General features: G+C 68.3%; 13 protein-coding genes and 1 tRNA gene. 11 read left to right on the top strand and 3 right to left on the bottom strand.

The genetic code is table 11. The features are described 5' to 3' along the window. The first annotated feature begins 44 nt into the window (after positions 1 to 44). The 3 genes from C8E02_RS06220 to C8E02_RS06210 are packed head-to-tail and all read left to right on the top strand — an operon-like array spanning position 45 to position 2,581. Positions 45 to 581, top strand: coding sequence for a cytochrome b/b6 domain-containing protein (locus tag C8E02_RS06220; RefSeq protein ID WP_120810126.1), 537 nt, complete (start codon positions 45 to 47; stop codon positions 579 to 581). Between the two features lie 42 nt (positions 582 to 623). Beyond that, complete coding sequence (locus C8E02_RS06215) at positions 624 to 1,286, top strand: response regulator (protein ID WP_047966556.1); 663 nt, start codon at positions 624 to 626, stop codon at positions 1,284 to 1,286. Next, the gene (locus C8E02_RS06210) at positions 1,283 to 2,581 is read left to right on the top strand and encodes an ATP-binding protein (protein WP_120810125.1); all 1,299 of its coding nucleotides are present in this window, start codon (positions 1,283 to 1,285) and stop codon (positions 2,579 to 2,581) included. Before C8E02_RS06215 ends, C8E02_RS06210 begins: the two co-directional genes overlap by 4 nt. Before the next feature lie 183 nt (positions 2,582 to 2,764). On the opposite strand, the gene C8E02_RS06205 is transcribed toward C8E02_RS06210, so the two are convergent. Together C8E02_RS06205 and C8E02_RS17195 are read right to left on the bottom strand one after the other, a co-directional pair. Beyond that, entirely contained in the window at positions 2,765 to 3,943 is a 1,179-nt protein-coding gene (locus tag C8E02_RS06205) for an NAD(P)H-dependent flavin oxidoreductase (protein ID WP_120810124.1), read from the bottom strand. A gap of 66 nt (positions 3,944 to 4,009) precedes the next feature. Then, positions 4,010 to 4,270, bottom strand: coding sequence for a hypothetical protein (locus C8E02_RS17195; protein WP_147424463.1), 261 nt, complete (start codon positions 4,268 to 4,270; stop codon positions 4,010 to 4,012). 202 nt (positions 4,271 to 4,472) lie between these two features. Here C8E02_RS17195 and C8E02_RS06200 point away from each other — a divergent pair, with 202 nt between their 5' ends. Both C8E02_RS06200 and C8E02_RS06195 read left to right on the top strand, forming a co-directional pair. Then, positions 4,473 to 5,438 carry a LysR family transcriptional regulator gene (locus C8E02_RS06200; protein ID WP_120810123.1) on the top strand — a complete coding sequence of 322 codons (966 nt, stop codon included), beginning with the start codon at positions 4,473 to 4,475 and terminating at the stop codon, positions 5,436 to 5,438. 148 nt (positions 5,439 to 5,586) lie between these two features. Further along, positions 5,587 to 6,873, top strand: a complete 1,287-nt coding sequence (locus tag C8E02_RS06195; RefSeq protein ID WP_120810122.1) for an NAD(P)/FAD-dependent oxidoreductase — start codon at positions 5,587 to 5,589, stop codon at positions 6,871 to 6,873. A gap of 269 nt (positions 6,874 to 7,142) precedes the next feature. On the opposite strand, the gene C8E02_RS06190 is transcribed toward C8E02_RS06195, so the two are convergent. After that, on the bottom strand, positions 7,143 to 7,520 hold the full coding sequence (locus C8E02_RS06190) for a SirB2 family protein (protein WP_120810121.1): 378 nt from the start codon (positions 7,518 to 7,520) through the stop codon (positions 7,143 to 7,145). A 109-nt stretch (positions 7,521 to 7,629) separates the two neighbouring features. On the opposite strand from C8E02_RS06190, the gene recC reads away from it, so the two are divergent. The 6 genes from recC to C8E02_RS06160 all read left to right on the top strand — a co-directional run bounded on the left by recC (position 7,630) and on the right by C8E02_RS06160 (position 19,973). Continuing rightward, positions 7,630 to 10,806, top strand: coding sequence for an exodeoxyribonuclease V subunit gamma (gene recC, locus C8E02_RS06185; RefSeq protein WP_120810120.1), 3,177 nt, complete (start codon positions 7,630 to 7,632; stop codon positions 10,804 to 10,806). A gap of 461 nt (positions 10,807 to 11,267) precedes the next feature. Further along, positions 11,268 to 14,828, top strand: a complete 3,561-nt coding sequence (gene recB / locus C8E02_RS06180; protein WP_120810119.1) for an exodeoxyribonuclease V subunit beta — start codon at positions 11,268 to 11,270, stop codon at positions 14,826 to 14,828. A 680-nt stretch (positions 14,829 to 15,508) separates the two neighbouring features. Continuing rightward, the gene (pap, locus tag C8E02_RS06175) at positions 15,509 to 16,993 is read left to right on the top strand and encodes a polyphosphate:AMP phosphotransferase (RefSeq protein ID WP_120810118.1); all 1,485 of its coding nucleotides are present in this window, start codon (positions 15,509 to 15,511) and stop codon (positions 16,991 to 16,993) included. A 224-nt stretch (positions 16,994 to 17,217) separates the two neighbouring features. Beyond that, positions 17,218 to 18,933: an exodeoxyribonuclease V subunit alpha gene (gene recD / locus C8E02_RS06170; RefSeq protein WP_120810117.1), complete on the top strand. Its 1,716-nt coding sequence runs from the start codon at positions 17,218 to 17,220 to the stop codon at positions 18,931 to 18,933. 89 nt (positions 18,934 to 19,022) lie between these two features. Beyond that, entirely contained in the window at positions 19,023 to 19,811 is a 789-nt protein-coding gene (locus tag C8E02_RS06165; RefSeq protein WP_120810116.1) for a gamma-glutamyl-gamma-aminobutyrate hydrolase family protein, read from the top strand. A gap of 85 nt (positions 19,812 to 19,896) precedes the next feature. Beyond that, positions 19,897 to 19,973 (top strand) — tRNA-Pro (locus C8E02_RS06160). The last annotated feature ends 229 nt before the right edge of the window (positions 19,974 to 20,202 follow it).

The raw sequence follows: 20,202 nt of genomic DNA, 5'->3' as shown, positions 1-20,202 counted from the left end.
GGGCTGCGGCCCTGTCCCGTACTGTTTTTGCAAGGAGTGTTGCCATGACGCCAACTGTGTTACCCCGTCAGGAAAAAGTGTGGGACATCGTGGTCCGCCTGTTCCACTGGAGCCTGGTCGCCTGTGTGCTGGCCAATCTGCTGTTGCTGGAAGAGGGTGATCCGCCGCACCGCTGGGCCGGCTATATCGCGCTGGGCCTGATCGTGCTGCGCCTGGTGTGGGGCTTTGTCGGCAGCCGGCATGCCCGCTTCGCCAGCTTCTTTCCCACCCCGAGCCGTCTCAAGGCGCACCTGGGGGCGGTGAAGCAAGGCCAGCACCCGCAGACGGTGGGGCATAACCCGCTGGGCGCACTGATGATGTTCGCGTTGATGGGCCTGGTGCTGTCCCTCGGCGTCAGCGGTTACCTGATGGGCACCGACCAGTTCTGGGGCGAGGAGTGGCTGGAAGAAGTGCACGAGGCGCTGGCGACCCTGCTGCAGGTCGCGGTGCTGCTGCACGTTGCCGCCGCGCTGCTGATGAGCCGTATCGAGCGGGTGAATCTGGTTCGTGCGATGATTACCGGCATCAAGACGTGGCGCTGAGCCGCGGCAATCGGCAACGGTAAACGGGCAACGGGATCAGGCATGCGGGTATTGATAATCGAAGATGACGAACTGATCGGCGACGGGCTGCAGGCCGGGCTGTCGGCGCTGGGCTTTGCCTGCGACTGGCTGCGCGACGGCAAGCAGGGGCTGGCCGGCATCGGCGCCGCGCCCTACGACGCGGTGGTGCTGGACCTCGGCCTGCCCGGCATGGACGGGCTGGCGGTGCTGGCCGCGTGGCGGCGCAGCGGCCGCAGCGAACCGGTGCTGCTGCTCACCGCCCGCGACGCGGTGGACGATCGCATCCGCGGCCTGGACAGCGGCGCCGACGACTACCTGGTGAAGCCGTTTGCGCTGGGCGAGGTGGCGGCGCGGCTGCGCGCGCTGGTGCGGCGCCGCAGTGGTCACAGCACGCCGCTGCTGCAGCACGGCCGCGTCAGCTTTGACCCGGCGGCGCGGCGGGCGACGCTGGACGGCGCCGCGGTGGAACTCAGCGCACGCGAGCTGGCGCTGCTGGAGCTGCTGCTGGGCAACAAGGGCCGCGTGCTGCGCCGCGAACAGATCGAGGAAAAGCTGTACGACTGGGCGCACGAGGTGGAGAGCAATGCCATCGAGGTGCACGTGCACCATCTGCGCAAGAAACTGGGCAGCGACTTCATCAAGACGCGGCGCGGCATCGGCTACACCCTCGGGGACGAGGCATGAGCTACAGCCTGCGCGGCACGCTGATCAGGAGCCTGCTCAAGGTGGTGACGCCGCTGTGGCTGGTGGCCTGCGCGCTGCTGGCCTTCCACGCCTGGCACGAGGTCAACGAGCTGTACGAGGAACAGCAGACGCTGTTCGCGCGCCAGCTGTACGGCACGCTGTCGACGCTGGGCGCGCGCAACGAGCCGCAGCTGCCGCAGGTCGGCGATAGCGACCACCAGGCGGTGGCGGCGTGGAACCGGGGCGGCCAGCTGCTGCTGGTCGACAGCGACGGCCTGGAGCTGGACGCCCGTCCCGGCTACACCGGTTTTGCCAGCCTGCGCCAGCACGACGAGGACTGGCGTGTCTACTACCTGTCCGGCGAGGCCGGCAGTGTGGCGGTGGCGCAGGAGATGTCCGAGCGCTGGGAGATGATAGGCGGGCTGCTGCTGACGCAGGGGCTGCTGTGGCTGCTGCTGCTGCCGTTCGCGCTGCTGGCCTTGTGGTGGGCGGTGGGGCGTGGCCTCGCGCCGCTGGCGCACATCCGCGACCAGCTGCAGCAGCGCGCGCCGGACGATGCCACGCCGCTGCCGCGCGAGGTGCCCAGCGAGCTGCACACCCTGATCGACGCGATGAACGACCTGATCGAGCGCGTGGCGCAGACCCTGCAGCGCGAACGGCGCTTTACCGCCGACGCCGCCCACGAGCTGCGCAGCCCGCTGGCGGCGATGCGGGTGCAGGCCGAGGTGGCGCAGCTGGTGCAGGATCCGGCGCTGCGCGAGCGCGCGCTGCAGCAGCTGATGAGCGGCGTCGACCGCAGCAGCCACCTGCTGGCGCAACTCCTGGCGCTGTCGCGGGTGGAGGCGGCCGAGCAGCAGCACGAGGCGCTGGACTGGCCGCTGTTGCTGCAGGAGCTGGGCGAGGCGGTGTCCGGGCTGGCCGCCAGCCACCACGTCACCCTGCAGCTGCCGCCGGCCGGGCACACGCAATGGCCGCTGCAACACGGCGACCGCACCCTGCTGCTGCTGATGCTGCGCAATCTGCTGGACAACGCGATCCGCTATGGCGGCGGCACCGTCAGCCTTGAGGCCGACGCGACGCGGATCTGCGTCAGCGACGAAGGCCAGGGCGTGGCGGAGGCCTTGCTGGACAAGGTGCGCGAGCGCTTCTACCGGCCGCCGGGACAGCAGCAGACAGGCAGCGGCCTCGGCCTGTCCATCGTGGAGCGCATCGCCGCGCTGCACGGCCTGCAGCTGAGCCTGCACAATCGCGAAGGCGGCGGCCTGCAGGCGGTGCTGAGCCGCAGCCATGGCTAGCACGTGCGGCCAACGTTGGCCGCATGCCGGCCCGGAAGCGGTTCAAGGCCTGCAGTAACGGCTTTCAATGGCGCGCGACGACGTTAAAAACGACTGCGGCAGCGTGTCTATCTCTGGATAAACACCGCTGCCGCAGTCGTTTTTGCCTGGTCTCGCGTCAGCGCGCGAGACCTGGAACCGTGCTCAGGCGCCGCGCAGGTCGAGCGGTTTTTCGCCGGTGAGGAAGTAGTGGATGGTTTCGCGCGCGCTCTTGATCGCGTCGCCGAACGGCAGCGGCTCGGCGCCGCGGAAGAACAGCCCCTTGCTGGTTTCGCCGCGGAAGGCGGCGGCCAGCTTGAGGTCGATGCAGAACTGGCCGACCTTGGACAGGCCGTCGCGCAGGCCGCACACCGTCAGGCAGTTCAGCGCCTGGGTGCAGCGCGCCGCATCGGCCTTGGCGTTGGCCTGCAGCTTGTCCTCGCGCTTGAGGTAGCTCTTCAGGAACGGGGTCAGGATGCCGCGCGCCGGCAGGCCGGCCACCGACATGAACTCGACGATGTCCTCGCGCGTGGCGCCGGCCAGGGTGCGCTTGAAATTGATGTGCGCGTCGCCGTCGCTGGTGACGGCGAAGGCGGTGCCGATCTGCACGCCGCTGGCGCCGTACTGCTGCAGGTAGGTCTGCACCTTCTCATGGCTGTTGACGCCGCCGGCGACGATCAGCGGAATGCGCTCGCGTTCCAGCCCCAGGCCCTTGAACAGCTCGAAGCTTTCCTCCAGCACGCGGGCAAAGTCGAACTTGGCATCGCCGACCCCGGCGATGCTGGCGGCGCCGAGGTGGCCGCCGGCGTGGTTGGGATGCTCGATCACGATCGCGTCCGGCAGCCGCCCCTTCTTCATCCAGCGCTTGAGCACGATGCCGATGCCGCGCGATTCCGACAGGATCGGGATCAGCGCCACCTCGGGGTGGTTGCTGGCCATCTCCGGCAGGTCCAGCGGCAGGCCGGCGCCCATCACCACCGCGTGCGCGCCGGACTCGCAGGCCTGGCGCACCAGCGCGGCGTGGTCGTCCACCGCCTTCATGATGTTGACCGCCACCATGCCGTGACCGTCGGCGCGTTGCAGTGCGCCCTTCACCTCGCGATCGAGCGCGATGCGGTTGAGGCGGTTGATGCCGTCCTGGCCCTCGAGGTTGGCCGCATCGGCCAGCAGGTCGTCGTGCAGGTGACGCAGGTCGACGCTGGCCACGGTGCCGACACCGCCTTCACGCGCCACGGCACCGGCCAGTTGTTTGGCGGAAATGCCGACACCCATCCCGCCTTGCACGATAGGCAACAGGCTGCGGCCGCGAATCACGAGCGGGGAAAAGGCATGGGGGCGGGACATGGCAAACTTTCTGTTGGGCAAAGGAACGATTGTGGCGGCAAGGGCGTGTGCCAGCGTTGACGTGGGTCAAGCGGCCTTGGCGGCCGGCAGGGCGAAGCCGCGCCGCGACGACGGCAGTGTTGCATTTCCGCCGCAGGCAATGACAAATGCGATAAACATCGCAGCGTCTGGGCGCCGGCCGCTGTTGTCCACATTTAGGGCGCCGATTCCGGGCATTTCTCTGTCATTACCGCCGTTTTCGTCATATTTTGCTGCCGACGGGCACTTTTGCAGGCCGCGGCGGCCACAACAAGGCCGCTGCAGGTCGCGCTGGCTTGCCACTTGCATGAAATGCTATCTGTTACCGCACAAATTCGACACAAAACTGGTAGGAATGGGACTTATCATATTTAATGGAAAATAAGGAAATAGCTTTAACAGAATCGCTGTTTCGCTTATCATCTTTTAAAGTACTTTGTTAATCGCCGGTTTCTTTTGTGGTGTCTATTTAAATGTGTGGCACCGCCGGTCTCAATGATTGAATCGAGCTATGGATACCTTGAAAGCATTAATGGTCTTCATGACCACGGCCGAGAATGGCAGCTTTTCCGATGCCGCCCGCAAACTGGGCGTGTCGCCTGCCGCGGTCAGCCAGAGTATTGCCAGGCTCGAACAGGAACTGGAGGTGCGGCTGTTCAACCGCACCACGCGCCAGCTGACGCTGACCGAGGACGGTCGCCGCTTCTACGCGCAGTGCCGCGGCCCGGTCAACAACCTGGACTCCGCGATCAACCAGCTGAAGGCCAGCCGCGACGAGCCGGCCGGCCACCTGCGCATCAGCCTGCCCAATGCCTTCGGCCGCCGCTTCATCCTGCCGCTGATGGAGGAGTTCTGTACCCGCTACCCGAAGATCCGCGTGTTCTTCGGCATGGACGACCACTTCAGCGACCTGATCGAGGACGGCTACGATGTCGGCGTCCGCGTCGGCATGATGCCGGATAGCCGCATGGTGGCGCGCCACCTGGCGCACATCCCGCAGTACGTGGTCGCCGCGCCGGCATACTGGGAGGCACACGGCAAGCCGCGCATCCCGGAAGACCTGTCCTCGCACGACTGCATCAATTTCCAGTTTCCGACCTCCGGCCGGCTGTACAAGTGGGAGTTCGAGCGTGACGGCGAGCGCATTCCGCTGGAAGTCGGCGGCACCTACACCGCCAACGACGTCGACGGCGTGCGCGAACTGGCGCGCCTCGGCCTCGGCGTGGCGCAGCTGCCGGGACACGAGATCCTCAATGACGTGCGCACCGGCAAGCTGCAGGTGGTGCTCACCGACTTCGTGTCGATGGAGCGCTCGATCTACATCTGCTTCCCGCACCGCGACCACATCGCGCCGCGCACGCGGGTGTTCGTCGATTTCGTGGTGGAAAAGCTGCTCGACCACCCGGACATCATCGCCGAGCTGCCCGGTGTCGACCTGTCGCAAAAGCGCGAAGTGCTGCGGCAGAGCATCCTGTAAGCAAGCACAAGCCCGGGCAACCGGGCTTTTTTTGCAGTGCAATGTTTAACATATTAGACATTTTTGCGGCGCTATCTGATAATTGAAGCCAGATTGAGCGCCGCCCGTGGCGGCCATGTTTAAAAAATGCAGTACCGAGGACTCCGCCATGAGCCAGACTAGCGAACACACCCGCTCCTATTACGCCTACTCCGCCAACCCGTCGCCGCAGCGGCCGGCGCTACAGGGCAGCCAGCAGGCTGACGTCTGCGTCATCGGCGCCGGCTACACCGGTCTGTCCGCCGCGCTGCACCTCGCCGAGGCCGGCTTCAGGGTGATCGTGCTGGAGGCGGCGCGCGTCGGCTGGGGTGCCTCCGGCCGCAACGGCGGCCAGATCGTCAACAGCTACAGTCGCGACATGGACGTGATCGAGGCGCGCCACGGCAAGGACGCCGCGCGCAAGCTGGGCGTGATGGCGTTCGAGGGCGGCAAGATCATCCGCGAGCGCATCGCCAGGTACGACATCCAGTGTGACCTGAAGGACGGCAACGTGTTCGCCGCCTTGACCGGCAAGCAGCTGGCCGAGCTGGAGGCGAAGAAGCGGCTGTGGGAAAGCTACGGCCACAGCGGCATCGAGATGGTGGACAAGGCGGGCATGGCGCGCATCGTCGATTCCGGCCAGTACGTCGGCGCGCTGCTCGACCACTGGGGCGGCCACATCCACCCGCTGAACCTGGCGCTGGGCGAGGCGGCGGCGTTCGAGTCGCTGGGCGGCCAGATTTTCGAGCAGTCGGCGGTGACCGACCTCAAGCGCGGCGAGGTGGCGGTGGTGAAAACCGCCGAGGGCCAGGTCAGCGCCCGCTTCGTGGTGGTGGCCGGCAATGCCTACCTCGGCGACCTGATCCCGAAACTGGCGGAAAAGAGCCTGCCGTGCGGCACCCAGGTGGTGACCACGGAGCGGCTGGACCCGGCGCTGGCGCGCTCGCTGCTGCCGGGCGACCACTGCGTGGAAGACTGCAACTTCCTGCTCGACTACTACCGCCTGACCGCCGACAACCGCCTGCTGTACGGCGGCGGCACCGTGTACGGCGCGCGCGATCCGGGCGAGATCGAGAGCCTGATCCGTCCCAAGATGCTGCACACCTTCCCGCAGCTGGCCAAGGTCAAGATCGAGTTCACCTGGACCGGCAACTTTTCGCTGACGCTGTCGCGGCTGCCGCAGGTTGGCCGCATCGACAGCAATATCTACTACTCGCAGGGCTGCAGCGGCCACGGGGTCACCTTTACCCACCTCGCCGGCCGCATCCTGTCCGAGGCGATCCGCGGCCAGAGCGAGCGCTTCGACGCCTTCGCCAGCCTGCCGCACTATCCGTTCCCCGGCGGCCGCCTGTTCCGGGTGCCGATGCTGACGCTGGGCGCATGGTGGTACGGCATGCGCGACCGCCTCGGCGTCTGAGGGCGGTTCACGATCGGCGGCGTTCCCGCGAGCGTGAGCTCACCCTGATACCCCTGTTTGTTCTCCCTGCTGTCTGTTGCACCGGCCCCTGATCAGGGCCGGTTTTTTTTCGCGCTCAGAACCTGTCCGAGGTCTCGCGAGCTAGAGCGAGACAAGGCGAAAACGGCTGAGGAAGCGGCGTTGAGTTGGATATAAACAAGCATGCCGAAGCCGTTTTTAACGCCGTATCGCCCCATCGAGATCAGTCGCAGCAGGCATTGAACAGGTTCTCAGAACGGCCACGCCAGCTTGGTCTTTGCCACCGCGATCATGTACAGCGGCATCGCCAGTGCCAGCGCCAGCACCACGGCGCGCCACGGCGAGCCGTGCAGTTTCTTCAGGCCGATGCTGCCCAGCGCGATATAGGCCAGCAGCGCCACGAGCTTGGCCGCCAGCCACGGCTGATTGTGCGGCGAGAAGCCGGCCAGCACCGCCAGCGTTACCCCGGCGGCGAGCAGCAGGGTGTCGATCAGGTGCGGCGCGATGCGCAGCGCCTTGCCCTGCAGCAGCGCCGGCCTGGCGTAGGACAGCGCGGCGCGCACGGCGAACAGCGTCACCGACAGATAGGCCAGCCCGGCGTGGGCGTGTTTCAGTACGAGGTAGTCCATGCTTGGTGTTCCTGTGCGTCTTCTTATCCGGAGCGGGTAATGGTAGCGGCTTTGCCCGGCGGCGGGGGTGCTAAACTTGGCACCTTGATGACTACGCCATCACCACGCCATGTCCCTGCACCTGTACCAGTCCAACCGCCTCGAAGCCCTCGGCATTCTCTATCGCCACCTGACTGACACGCCGCTGGCCGATCCGTTCGCGCCGGAGGTGGTGATGGTGCAAAGTCGCGGCATGGGGCGCTGGCTGACGCTGCAGCTGGCGCGCGAGCGCGGCCTTGCGGCCAACCTTGAATTCGTGCTGCCGGCCGGCTTCGGCTGGCGACTGATGAAGACGGTGCTGCCCGAGCTGCCGCCCAAGTCCGCCTTTGCACCGGAGGTGCTGACCTGGCGGCTGATGGAGGTGTTGCCGACCCTGCAGGGCGAGCCGTACACGCCGCTGGTGCGTTATCTGGAAGGCGGGCCGCTGGCCTGTTTCGAGCTGGCCGGCAAGATCGCCGACATCTACGACCAGTACCTTGTGTTCCGCCCGGCGTGGATCCGCGCGTGGGAGGCCGGCCAGCGCCTGGATCTGGGCGAGGACGAGGCGTGGCAGGCGGCGCTGTGGCAACAGCTGGCCGCAGACTTGCCCGGCCGCCACCGCGTCACCATGCTCGACGACTTCTTTGCCCGCCTGCGGCCGGAGCACCTGCCCGAGCGGGTGTCGGTGTTCGGCATCGCCACGCTGGCGCCGATGTACCTCGCGCTGTTGCTGCGCATGGCCGAGCTGACCGAGGTCAACGTGTTCCTGCTCAACCCGTGCGAGGCCTACTGGGGCGACATCGTCGACGCGCGCGGTCAGCTGAAGCTGTTCGCCCGTGGCGAAAGCGCCGACGGCGGCCACCCGCTGCTGGCGTCGCTGGGGCAGCAGGGGCGCGACTTTTTCGACGACATCGCCGCCGGCGTGCCGGACGCCGAATCGATGTTCCTGCCCCCCGCCGGCGACAGCCTGCTGGCGCGGCTGCAGCGCGACATCCTGCAGCTGACGCCGCCTGCGGCCAACGTGCAGCCGCCGGCGGCGGACGACCGCTCCATCGTCTGCCACATCACCCACAGCCCGATGCGCGAGCTGGAAGTGCTGAAAGACCGCCTGCTGGCGATGCTGGTGGCCGACCCTGCGCTGACCCCGGCCGACATCGCGGTGCTGACGCCCGACATCAACGCCTACGCGCCCTACATCGACGCCGTGTTCGGTTACCGCAGCGACGCGCCGTCCATCCCCTACAGCATCGCCGACCGCCGCCTGACGCGCGAAGTGCCGTTGCTGGCTACCTTCGGCGCCGTGCTGCAGCTGGCCGACTCGCGCTTTGCCGCCGACGAGGTACTGGCGCTGCTCGATTGTCGCGAGCTGCTGGCCCGCTTCGGCCTCGCCGACGAGGACGTGACCCTGCTGCGCAGCTGGGTGCGCGGTGCCGGCATCCGCTGGGGCCGCGACGCGGCGCACAAGGCGGCGCTGGGGCTGCCGGCCGAGGCGGTGCACAGCTGGCGCTGGGGGCTGGACCGCCTGCTGCTGGGCACGCTGCTGCCGGCCAGCCTCGCCGGTGACGGCGAGCCGCTGTTCGGCGGCCTGCTGCCCGACGGTGCGGCGCAAGGCCAGGCTGCCGAGCGGCTGGCGCGGCTGGGCGCGCTGTTCGACACCCTCAGCGCGCTGGCCGAACGGTGGGCACAGCCGGCCAGCGTCGGCGACTGGGCGGAGCGCCTGCGCGAGGCCGCCGCCAGCCTGTTTCTGGTCGAGGAAGACGGCGAAGCCGCGCTGCAGGTGCTGCACGGCATCGCCGATGAGCTGGCCGCCGACGCCTCGCTGGCCGCTTTTGACGGCACGGTGCCGCTGGCGGTGGTGCGCGACGCGGTGCTGCGCCAGCTGCAGGTGGCCAGCAGCGGCGGTTTTCTCACCGGCGGGCTGACCTTCTGCGCGATGGTGCCGATGCGCTCCATCCCGTTCCGCGTGCTGTGCCTGATCGGCATGAACGACGGCGCCTACCCGCGCGACGAGCGCCCGGTCAGCTTCGATCTGGTGGCGCGCCATCCGCAAAAGGGCGACCGTTCGCGCCGCTTCGACGACCGCTACCTGTTTCTGGAGGCCATCCTCTCCGCTCGCGACACGCTGTACCTCAGCTGGGTCGGGCGCAGCGTGCGCAGCGACGAGCCGTTGCCGCCGTCGCCGCTGGTGGCCGAGCTGCTGGACACGCTGGCCGCGATGAGCGGCAGCGACATCAGCGACACGATCACCACCCGCCACCCGCTGCAGCCGTTCTCGCGCGCCTACTACCGCGCCGCCGACAGCTTCGAGCCGGTGTGGCAGCAGGCGCTGGCGGCACCGCCGGCCACGCCGCAGCCTTTTGCGGCCAACCTTGTGCTGCCGGATGCGCCAGCGGTACGGCTGGCCGACCTGCTGCGCTTCTGGCGCAACCCTGTCCGCGCCTGGCTGGCCGACCGCCTCGGCCTGAAGCTGGAACGCATCGCCGACGAGCTGCCCACGCGCGAGCCGTTCGCCATCGACCGCGACAGCCGCGCCGACATCCGCGACACCCTGGTGCACACGCTGCTGGCGCGCCAGCCGCTGCGCCATGCCGAAGCGCGGCTGCAGGGGCGCGGCCTGCTGCCGGACGCCGCGCTGGGCGAGTCGTGGCTGGCGCTGGAACGCGCCGCCAGCGCCCGCTTTGCCGCGCGCCTGCCGGCCACGCTGCTGGACGACACGCTGCCGCCGCAGCCGGTGCGGCTGCAGCTGGGCGACATCCTGCTCAGCGGCGAGCTGTCCGGCCTGCGCCCCGAGGGCCTGCTGCGCGTGGTGCCGCGCAAGGCCTACGCCGGCGACCTGATCGCGCTGTGGCTGGAACACCTGGTGCGCCTCGCCGCCGCCGTGCCCGGCATCGCGCCGCAATCGCAGCTGTTCGCCGAAGACGGCGTGCACAGCTTCGGCCCGGACGATGGCGACGGCGTGGCGCTGGACGCTTGCGACCTGCTGCACGCCTGGCTGCTGCGCTACCGCCAGGGGCAAAGCCAGCCGCTGCCCTTCTTCGCCCGCACCTCGCTGGCCTACGCCCGCGCCAAGCCGGGCCAGGAACTGGACGCCGCGCAAAACGAATGGGCGCCGGACTTCACCGGCTTCGGCCGCAGCCCGCAGCGCGACGACGCCGCCAACCAGCTGGTGTTCCGCCATCAGGAACCGCTGTCCGACCCGCTGTTCGCGCAACTGGCGGAAACGCTGCTGAAGCCGATGGTGGACGCGTTGAAGGCGGGGGAGGAGTGAGGGGGATGCATTACCGTCAGCTAAAACCATGCCGACGCGCCCGATCCCGTTGGTGCAAGCCGTGAAAAATGGCGCCATCCCGGAAACAAGCCGCCCTCTTTTGAGCGCAGCGTATGGGCGGCGCCGGGATGGCGCCGGTTTGCACGGGAATTCTTGCGCCGTCGGGTCGCCTTTTCTTTGGGTACTTTCTTTTGGCGAAGCAAAAGAAAGTACCCCGCCGCCGCACGGAAAGCGGCAGGTAAAAACATCCGCGTAGCGGATACAAAACCAAAACAACGCAGAAGTGTAGGGTGCGTTACCCGCAGGGCGACGCACCACGATGACATGATTGCTTGCGGCCAACGTTTGAGCACGGTGCGTCGCCCCTTCGGGGTGACAGCACCCTACCGTGCGCAGTCGGCACAGCAGACGGCAGCCAGAGAACACCCGCTCAGCGGATACCAAACCGGTAGATAACAGACATGCACCCCCTCGACCCCCTGAACTGCCCGCTCACCGGCACCAACCTGATCGAAGCCTCGGCCGGGACCGGCAAGACCTGGACCATCGCCGCGCTGTATACCCGCCTGCTGCTGGAGCACGACGCCGACGGCAATCCGCCGCCGACGCTGGACAAGCTGCTGGTGGTGACCTACACCAAGGCCGCCACCGCCGAGCTGCGCGACCGCCTGCGCCGGCGGCTGGCCGAGCTGGCGCGGGTGATGGACGGCGAGGCGGAAGGGGACGCGTTCCTGACGGCGCTGGCGGCGCGGCTGGCGGCGCAGGATGGCACGATGGCGCGCGAACGGTTGCGCACCGCGATCAACGGTTTCGATGCGGCGGCGATCTACACCATTCACGGCTTCTGCCAGCGCGTGCTGACCGATGCGGCGTTTGACAGCGGCCAGACCTTCGCCGCCGAGCTGGCCAGCGACAATCTGGCCGAGCTGCAGCAGCTGGCCGACGATTTCTGGCGCCAGCACATCGTGGCGCTGCCGGCGCTGTCGCAGGTGCTGGCCGAAAACGGCGACACGCCGGAAGGCTGGCTGGCCGAGATCCGCCCCTTCCTGTCCAAGCCCTATCTGCGCCACCCCGACATCGACAGCGCCGCGCTGCTGGACGCGCGTGCGGCGGTGGCGGCGGCGTGGCAGCCGCTGCAGGCCGATGCCGCCACCATCGAGGAGGGCTGCGCCTGCCTGCTGGCGGCCGAGGGGCTGAGCCGCACCAGCTACAAGCCGGAACAGAGCCAGCGCTACGTCAGGCTGCTGCAACACCTGGCGGCGGATGCCGGCCTGCCGCAGCTGTCGTCGGCGCAGGAAAAGGACCTGCAGCGGCTGACGCCGGCAGCGCTGGCCAAGGGCTGCAACAAGGGCGCCACGCCGCCCGAACACGCGCTGTTCGGCCTGGTCGACACCTGGCTGGCGGCGTGGGCCCAGTACAGCGCGGCGCTTGCGCAGCAGCTGGCCGGGCTGAAGCTGCAGCTGATAGCCTGGATCAACCGTCACGCGGTGGCGCAGCGCCGTGCCACGCGCAGCCGGGGTTTTGACGATCTGCTGACCGATCTGGCCGCCGCGCTGGAGGATGCCGAGCACGGACCAAGGTTGGCCGCACGCATCGCCGCGGACTTCTCGGTGGCGCTGATCGACGAATTCCAGGATACCGATCCGCTGCAATACCGCATTTTCCGCCACGCCTTCGTGCAGCAACAGCGGCCGGTGTTCATGGTGGGTGATCCGAAACAGGCGATCTACAGCTTTCGCGGCGCCGACATCTTCGCCTATCTGGCCGCGCGCAACGACGCGCCGCCGCAGCGCCAGTACACGCTGCTGACCAACCGTCGCTCGCAGCCGCCGCTGGTGGCGGCGGTGAACGCGCTGTTCGACCGGCCGCAGCCTTTTTTGCTGGACGGCATCGACTACCCGCCGGTGGACGCGGCGCCGGCCGGCGGCAGCGTGCTGGAGCTGGATGACGGCGATGCCGCCTTCAACCTGCTGACCTTCCCGGCCAGCGACAGCGCCAAGGGCGTGTCGAAGACCGAGGCCACGCCGTACGCCGCCGATGCCTGCGCGCACGAGATCGCCCGCCTGCTGGCCTTGGCGCGTTGCAATCAGGCACGGCTGCGGCGCGGCGACAGCGTGCGGCCGCTGGCCGGTGGTGATATCGCGGTGCTGGTGGCCACCCACCGTCAGGGCGATGCGGTGCGCGAGGCGCTGGCGGCGCGCGGTGTACCGTCGGTGGCGCTGACGCAGGAAAGCGTGTTCGCCAGCCGTGAGGCCGGCGAGCTGCTGGCGCTGCTGCGTGCGTGGGCGGAGCCGGCGTCGGAAGGGCGGCTGAAGGCGCTGTGCGCCACCGAGCTGTTCGGCTTCGATGCCGCGCGGCTGCTGGCCTTGCTGGAAGACGAAACGGCGTGGGAAGCGCAGCTTGCGGCCAACCTTGACGATCACAAGGCGTGGCAGCAGCGCGGCTTCATGGCCGCGTGGCGGGCGTTCTTCGCGCGGCAGGCGGTGGCGGTACGGCTGTTGCCGCAGCCGGACGGCGAGCGGCGGCTGACCAACCTCGGCCATCTGGCCGAGCTGATCCAGCAGCAGAGCGAGCACATGGCCGGCATCGCGCCGCTGCTGGCGTGGTTCGAGGCGCAGGTGGCCAGTCCGCCGGCGGCGGAAGAGGCGCTGTTGCGGCTGGAAAGCGATGCCGAGCTGGTCAAGATCGTCACCATCCATACCTCGAAGGGGCTGCAGTATCCGCTGGTGTTCTGCCCCTTCCTGTGGGACGGCGCGCTGGAGCGGCGCGATACCACCTTCTGGCGCTACCGCGACGGCGACGAATCGTGGCTGGCGCCGGACGATCTGGTCAGCGCCGGCGCACGCGATGCGGCGCGCAGCGAGATCCTAGCGGAGAAGCTGCGCCTGCTGTACGTGGCGCTGACCCGTGCCGAGCACCGCCAGTACGTGGTGTGGGGCCATGTACAGAAGATGCACACCGCCGCGCTGTCGTGGCTGCTGCACGGCCGCGCTGCGGCCAACCTGGCGCAGCTGGAGGCCGGCGAGCTGCTGGCGACGCAGGTGGCGGACGATGTGGCGGCGCTGGCGGCGCGGCTGCCGGACGCGGTGCGCTGCCGCGAGGTGGACGTCGCACTCAACGCGCTGCCGCCGGAAGCGGCGCCGGATTTCGTGCCGCAGCTGGCCGGCGTCCACCGTTCGCTGTACACGCCGTGGCGGGTCAGCAGCTTTACCGGCCTGACGCGGCACCTGCACGGCGGCGCCAGCCCGCGCAGCGAGGCGCCGGATCACGATCACGGCCCGCTGCAGCAGCCGGACGCGGCGGTGGCGGCCGACCGCTTCAGCTTTCCGCGCGGCGCCCGCGCCGGTACCTGCCTGCACGAGATGTTCGAGCGCGCCGATTTCACCCGGCCGGAAGCCTGGCCGCAAGTGGTGCAGGAGGCGCTGCACAAGCACGGTTTCGACGCGCTGTGGCAGGACGCGGCGCTGGCGATGCTGCACGACACCCTCCACTGCGAGATCGCGCCCGGCGTGCGCCTGGCGGCGGTGCCGAACGCGCGGCGGCTGGTGGAGATGGAGTTCACACTGCCGGCCGATGGTCTCAGTCTGTCGCGGCTGCAGCGCATCCTCACCAACCCGGCGATGGGCCTCGCGGCGCCGCTGCGCGAGGCGGCGGCCACGCTGACCTTTGACCGCGTGCAGGGCTATCTGAAAGGCTTCATCGATCTGGCCTTCATCCACGGCGAGGCGCTGTGGCTGGTGGACTACAAGTCCAACCACCTCGGCGACGGCTTTGCCTGCTACGACGACGACGCGCTGGCGGCGTCGGTGGCGCGCGAGCACTACTACCTGCAGTACCTGATCTACTGCGTGGCGCTGCGCCGCTATCTGGCGCAGCGCGCGCCGCAGCTGCGCCTGGGCGGCGTGCGTTACCTGTACCTGCGCGGCATCAGCGGCGCGGGCTACGGCGTGTGGCGCGATGCGCCATCGGACGCGCTGCTGGATGCGCTGGATGGGGTGTTCCGGGCGACGGTGCCGGCCTAGGGGGCGTCACCCGGCTGGCCGGTAACGCGGGAAGTGGGGCAGATAGCTTGGCGCTGAGCTTGCGAAGCCCAACGTTTACCGCGATTGCATGGCAAAGGTTGGCCGCAAGCCGTGATGGGTTTGCGGCCAAGCTTGTTTTGGTCTGCGGTATCCGCTGCGCGGATGTTTTTTATCTGCCGCTTGCCGCGCGGCGGCGGCTTACTTTCTTTTGCTTCGCCAAAAAGAAAGTAAGCAAAGAAAAGGCGACCCGAAGGCGCAAGCATTCCCGTACAAACTGCCGCCATCCCGGCGCCGCCCATACGCTGCGCTCAAAAGAGGGCGGCTTGTTTCCGGGCTGGCGACAGTGTGCACGGCTTGCGCCAACGGGATGGGGCGCGTCGCTTCGGTTCTGGTTTTTGTGGGGTGTGCTTATTGATGTAGGGTGTGTCACCCGGCTGGCCGGGCGACACACCGTTGCATCACCAAGGTTGGCCGCAAGCCGTCACTGCATTGCGGCCAACGTTTGCCATCCATCGCCACGGCCACCGCATGACGAGCGCAAGGCTTGATCCTGGTCGCGATGGCGGTGGCGGATCCGTGTTGAAATGGCCGCCCCGGTGCCGCTGACATTCCCGCTACAATCATGTCATTGAGCATCGCCACCTGCGCCGCTTGCGGCCAACCTTGCAAAGGATCGCCCCATGTTTGAATCCGCCGAGATCGGCCACGTCATCGACAAGAGCACTTACAAGGCCGAGGAGGCCGCGCTGCGCGAGGCGCTGCTGGAGGTGCAGTACGAGCTGAAGCAGCGTGGCGAATTCCCACTCTTGCTGCTGATCCATGGCATGGACGGTGCCGGTCGCGGCGAGACGCTGAACCAGATCAACGAGTGGCTGGATCCGCGCCTGATCCACACCGCGGCGTTTGACGCCCCCAACGACGACGCGCGCGAGCGGCCGTGGATGTGGCGCTACTGGCGCGAGCTGCCGGCCAAGGGCCGCATCGGCATGTTCTTCGGCTCCTACTATTCCGATGCGCTGTTCGACCGCGTCGACAGCAAGACCAACCGCGACGCCTTCGACAAGCAGCTGTTCGACATCCTGCGCTTCGAGCGCATGCTGGCCAACGACGGCGTGCTGGTGCTGAAGTTCTGGCTGCACCTGGCCGAGGACAAGCAGAAGAAGCGGCTGAAGCTGCTGGAAAAGGACCCGGCCACCGCGTGGCGGGTGACCGAGGCGGACTGGAAGCACCACGGCCAGTACAGCCGCATCAAGAACAATGCCGAGCACATGATGCGGCTGACCAACACCGCCTACGCGCCGTGGCTGGTGGTGGACGGCGAGGATGCCAACTACCGCAGCCTGACCGTCGGTCGCGCGCTGTTGCAGGCGCTGCAGCAGCGGCTGGCGCTGGATCACGTGTGGCAGGCGCGTTCCGACGTGGCGGCGATCACGCCGCCGGCGGACAACAAGCTGCTGCTGGAATCGCTGCAGCTGGATCAGGCCTTTTGCAAGGATGACTACAAGCAGCAGCTGGAGGCGTTGCAGGGGCGGCTGAACGGGCTGACGCGGCATCCGAAGTTTGCCGAGCACTCGCTGGTACTGGCCTTCGAGGGCAACGATGCCGCCGGCAAGGGCGGCGCCATCCGCCGCATCACCCAGGCGCTGGACGCGCGGCGTTACCGCATCGTGCCGGTGGCGGCGCCGACCGAGGAAGAACGCGCGATGCCGTGGCTGTGGCGCTTCTGGCGCCATGTGCCGGGCAAGGGCAAGGTCACCATCTTCGACCGCACCTGGTACGGCCGCGTGCTGGTGGAGCGGGTGGAGGGCTTCGCCGAAACCGCCGACTGGATGCGCGGCTACTACGAGATCAACGACTTCGAGCACCAGCTGCGCGACAACAACGCCATCGTGCTCAAGTTCTGGCTGGCGATCAGCGCCGACGAGCAGCTCTCGCGCTTCAAGTCGCGCGAGGAAACCGGCTTCAAGCGCTTCAAGATCACCGAGGAAGACTGGCGCAACCGCGACAAGTGGGACGACTACAAGGTGGCGGTGTGCGACATGATCGACCGCACCAGCACCAGTGCGGTGCCGTGGACGCTGGTGGCGGCCAACAACAAGTACTACGCGCGCATCAAGATCCTGACCACCATCTGCGAGGCGCTGGAGGCGAAGCTGGGCGCCTGAGCGCGGTGTGCGGTATCGTGATGCAGATTCCGCTTGCCCGCTGCGGTGGGTAAAACCCCGTTCACGATCTGCTGTATAGCAATGGGGTGACACCACCTTGAAAACGGCTGTGGCCTGCGGGTTTATCTCCGGATAAACGCCGCTTGCTCAGCCGTTTGCGCCTTAGCCTCGCGTGAGAGCGCGCGATCGTGAACACGTTCTAACGTCTTTTGCCAGGTTTGCCCATGACTGCCACTGTCAGCGACAGCTTTCTTCCCGACCAGCTCGCCCGCCTGTTCGCGCGGCTGGACCCCGAGCACGGCCCGGCGCTGCAACCGTTGCTGCAACGGCTGCTGGCGGCGGTGGCCGGCGGCCACGTCTGCCTCGGCGGCCTGTCCGGCGACGACTATGCGCGGCTGCGGCGCAGCCCGCTGGCCGGCCGCGCGGGTGACTACACGCCGCTGGTGCTGGACGAGGGCGGGCGGCTGTATCTCGCGCGCCACTGGCAGGACGAAACCCAGCTGGTGGCGGCGCTGACGCGGCTGGCGCGCGACCCGCAGCCGTTCGGCGGCGATGTTGAGAGCGTGCTGGACGCGCTGTTCGGGCCGGCCGATGCCGGCGACTGGCAACGGTTGGCGGCGCGGCTGGCCACCGAGCGCCGCTTCATGGTGATCTCCGGCGGCCCCGGCACCGGCAAGACCACCACCGTGGTGCGGCTGCTGGCGGCGCTGGCGGCATTGTCGTCGCGGCCGCTGGTGATGGCGATGGCGGCGCCGACCGGCAAGGCGGCGGCGCGGCTGACCGAATCGGTGCGTGCCGCGCGCGATGCGCTGCCGGTGAGCGACGCGGTGCGCGCGCAGCTGCCGGACAAGGCGCAGACGCTGCACCGCCTGCTCGGGCTGATCCCCGGCACCGCACGGCCGCGCCAGCATGCGGCCAACCCCCTGCCGCTGGACGTACTGGTGGTGGACGAGGCGTCGATGGTGGACTTGAGCCTGATGGCGCAGACGGTGGCGGCGCTGCCGTCGCACGCGCGGCTGATCCTGCTCGGCGACCGCGACCAGCTGGCGTCGGTGGAAGCCGGCGCGGTGCTGGGCGACATCTGCAGCCGGCAGGCGTGGCGCAGCGACACGGCGCAAGGCCTGCTGGCCGCCGGTGTCGATCTGCCCGGCGTGATCGACGACAGCGCCATCCTCGCCGACAGCGTGGTGGTGCTGCAGAAGAGCCACCGTTTCGGTGCCGACTCCGGTATCGGCCGCCTGGCGCGCGCGGTCAATGCCGCGGCGCTGGACGAGGTGCACGCCTTGCTGGCGCAGCAGGCGCTGGCCGACATCCGCCAGCAGCCGGCGCTGCCCGACGCCGCCGGCCTGCTGGCGCAGCGCGCCGACTACTGGCAGGCGCTGGCGCAGCTGGACGCCGACGCTGCGGATTGGGCACCGCTGTTTGCCGCCTTCCACCGCTTCATGCTGCTGGCGGCGGAGCGGCATACGGTGGCGGCCATCAACGCGCAGATCGAGGCCGAGCTGGAGAAGCTGGGCCGCAAGGCGGCCGGCAGCGACTGGTACGCCGGCCGCCCGGTGATGGTGACGCGCAACGACTACGGCATCGGCCTGTTCAACGGCGACATCGGTCTCACCGTGATGCGGGAAGGGCGCTTGCGGGTGGTGTTCCCCACCACCGACGGCGGCTGGCGCGAGGTGGCGCCGGCGCGGCTGCCGGAGCACGACACCGTGTACGCGATGACGGTGCACAAGTCGCAGGGCTCGGAGTTCGCCAGCGTGTGGCTGGCGCTGCCGGCGGCGACGGGCGCGGTGCTGACCCGCGCGCTGGTCTATACCGCCATTACCCGCGCCCGCGACGTGTTCGTGCTGGCCGGCAATCCGGCGGTGCTGGAGGCCGGCGTGCTCAACGCGCCGCCGCGGCAATCCGGCCTCGCCGGGCGGCTGTGGCCGCAGCCATGAACGGGTGAACCAATCGCCTGCTGGCGGCGTCTGTCTGTGACAGGCTGACGGACTGGCCGCCAGCATCCTGAGCGTGAAAGGTTGGCCGCATGACGACACCACTGAAAATCGGACTCTCCGCCCGCATCTACCACCCGCAGCCCGGCGCCGACGGGCTGCAGTCGAAAACCCTGCAATACCTGGAGCAATCGGTGGCGCACTGGGTCATGTCGCGCGACGTGATGGTGCTGATGATTCCCACCGTGCTCGGCGACGGCATGATCAACCGTAGCAGCATCCGGCTGGCCGATTACGCGCGCTACCTGGACGGCCTGGTGCTGCAGGGCGGCGCCGACCTCAGCCCGCGCAGCTACGGCGAGGAGCCGCTGCACCAGGATTGGCACGGCGACGCGGTGCGCGACGCCTACGAGATGGAGCTGTTCCACGAGTTCGTCGAGGCCGGCAAGCCGGTGCTGGGCATCTGCCGCGGCGCGCAGCTGATCAACGTCGCGCTCGGCGGCACGCTGTACCAGGACATCCCCAGCCAGCTGGGCGTGTCGCATCACCTGCACCGCGACTACGACAGCCACGCCCACGACATCGTGCTGACGCCGGATTCGCTGCTGGCCGGCCTGATCGGCGGGCAGGGCGGGCAGGGCGGCAAGCAGGTGATCTCCATCCACCACCAGGCGATCCGCGCTCTGGGGCGCGGCCTGCTGGTGGAGGCGCGCGCCAGCGACGACGGCCTGATCGAGGCGGTGCGGCTGGACGACGACAACTTCGTCTGCGGCCTGCAGTGGCACCCGGAATTCCACCCGCCCGGCGCCGCGCACCTGCTCGACTGCACCCCGGTGCTGGACCGCTTCCTGTTGCGCGCGCGTGATCGCTCGCGGCGCTGAACGGGGCGGTCACATTTTTTCTTGGGGAATCGCTTGACAGAGCGGGGAGCGTTACTTATAATTTGCTCCACTTCTTCGGAAGTGACGGAGTGTAGCACAGCCCGGTAGTGCGCCTGCTTTGGGAGCAGGAGGTCCAAGGTTCGAATCCTTGTACTCCGACCAACATGAAAGCCAGTTATCCTCGTGATAACTGGCTTTTGCGTATTTTCGGCCCGCCAGAACCTTCTGGCGGGCCGTTGTCGTTTCCGCGCCGCCTTGTCGTATGCCGGCGCGGGCCATCGCACCGCACTGCCGTCGTTCCCGCCGCTGTTAAAACAATCCAGGGTTGGCCGCACGGTTGCGCTAGCCTGCCGCCGTTCCCCCGTTCCCCCGTTCCCCCGTTCCCCCGTTC

The sequence above is a fragment of the Vogesella indigofera genome (genome assembly GCF_003633895.1).
GTDB lineage: Bacteria > Pseudomonadota > Gammaproteobacteria > Burkholderiales > Chromobacteriaceae > Vogesella > Vogesella indigofera.
Note: the sequence above shows the minus strand (reverse complement) of the source record. Positions and strands in the feature narration are given on the sequence as shown.

Bases quoted from the DNA above. Each gene is read 5' to 3' on its own strand.
- C8E02_RS06220 (WP_120810126.1), top strand. From the start codon at position 45: ATGACGCCAACTGTGTTACCCCGTCAGGAAAAAGTGTGGGACATCGTG.
- C8E02_RS06215 (WP_047966556.1), top strand. From the start codon at position 624: ATGCGGGTATTGATAATCGAAGATGACGAACTGATCGGCGACGGGCTG.
- C8E02_RS06210 (WP_120810125.1), top strand. From the start codon at position 1,283: ATGAGCTACAGCCTGCGCGGCACGCTGATCAGGAGCCTGCTCAAGGTG.
- C8E02_RS06205 (WP_120810124.1), bottom strand. From the start codon at position 3,943: ATGTCCCGCCCCCATGCCTTTTCCCCGCTCGTGATTCGCGGCCGCAGC.
- C8E02_RS17195 (WP_147424463.1), bottom strand. From the start codon at position 4,270: ATGCAAGTGGCAAGCCAGCGCGACCTGCAGCGGCCTTGTTGTGGCCGC.
- C8E02_RS06200 (WP_120810123.1), top strand. From the start codon at position 4,473: ATGGATACCTTGAAAGCATTAATGGTCTTCATGACCACGGCCGAGAAT.
- C8E02_RS06195 (WP_120810122.1), top strand. From the start codon at position 5,587: ATGAGCCAGACTAGCGAACACACCCGCTCCTATTACGCCTACTCCGCC.
- C8E02_RS06190 (WP_120810121.1), bottom strand. From the start codon at position 7,520: ATGGACTACCTCGTACTGAAACACGCCCACGCCGGGCTGGCCTATCTG.
- recC (WP_120810120.1), top strand. From the start codon at position 7,630: ATGTCCCTGCACCTGTACCAGTCCAACCGCCTCGAAGCCCTCGGCATT.
- recB (WP_120810119.1), top strand. From the start codon at position 11,268: ATGCACCCCCTCGACCCCCTGAACTGCCCGCTCACCGGCACCAACCTG.
- pap (WP_120810118.1), top strand. From the start codon at position 15,509: ATGTTTGAATCCGCCGAGATCGGCCACGTCATCGACAAGAGCACTTAC.
- recD (WP_120810117.1), top strand. From the start codon at position 17,218: ATGACTGCCACTGTCAGCGACAGCTTTCTTCCCGACCAGCTCGCCCGC.
- C8E02_RS06165 (WP_120810116.1), top strand. From the start codon at position 19,023: ATGACGACACCACTGAAAATCGGACTCTCCGCCCGCATCTACCACCCG.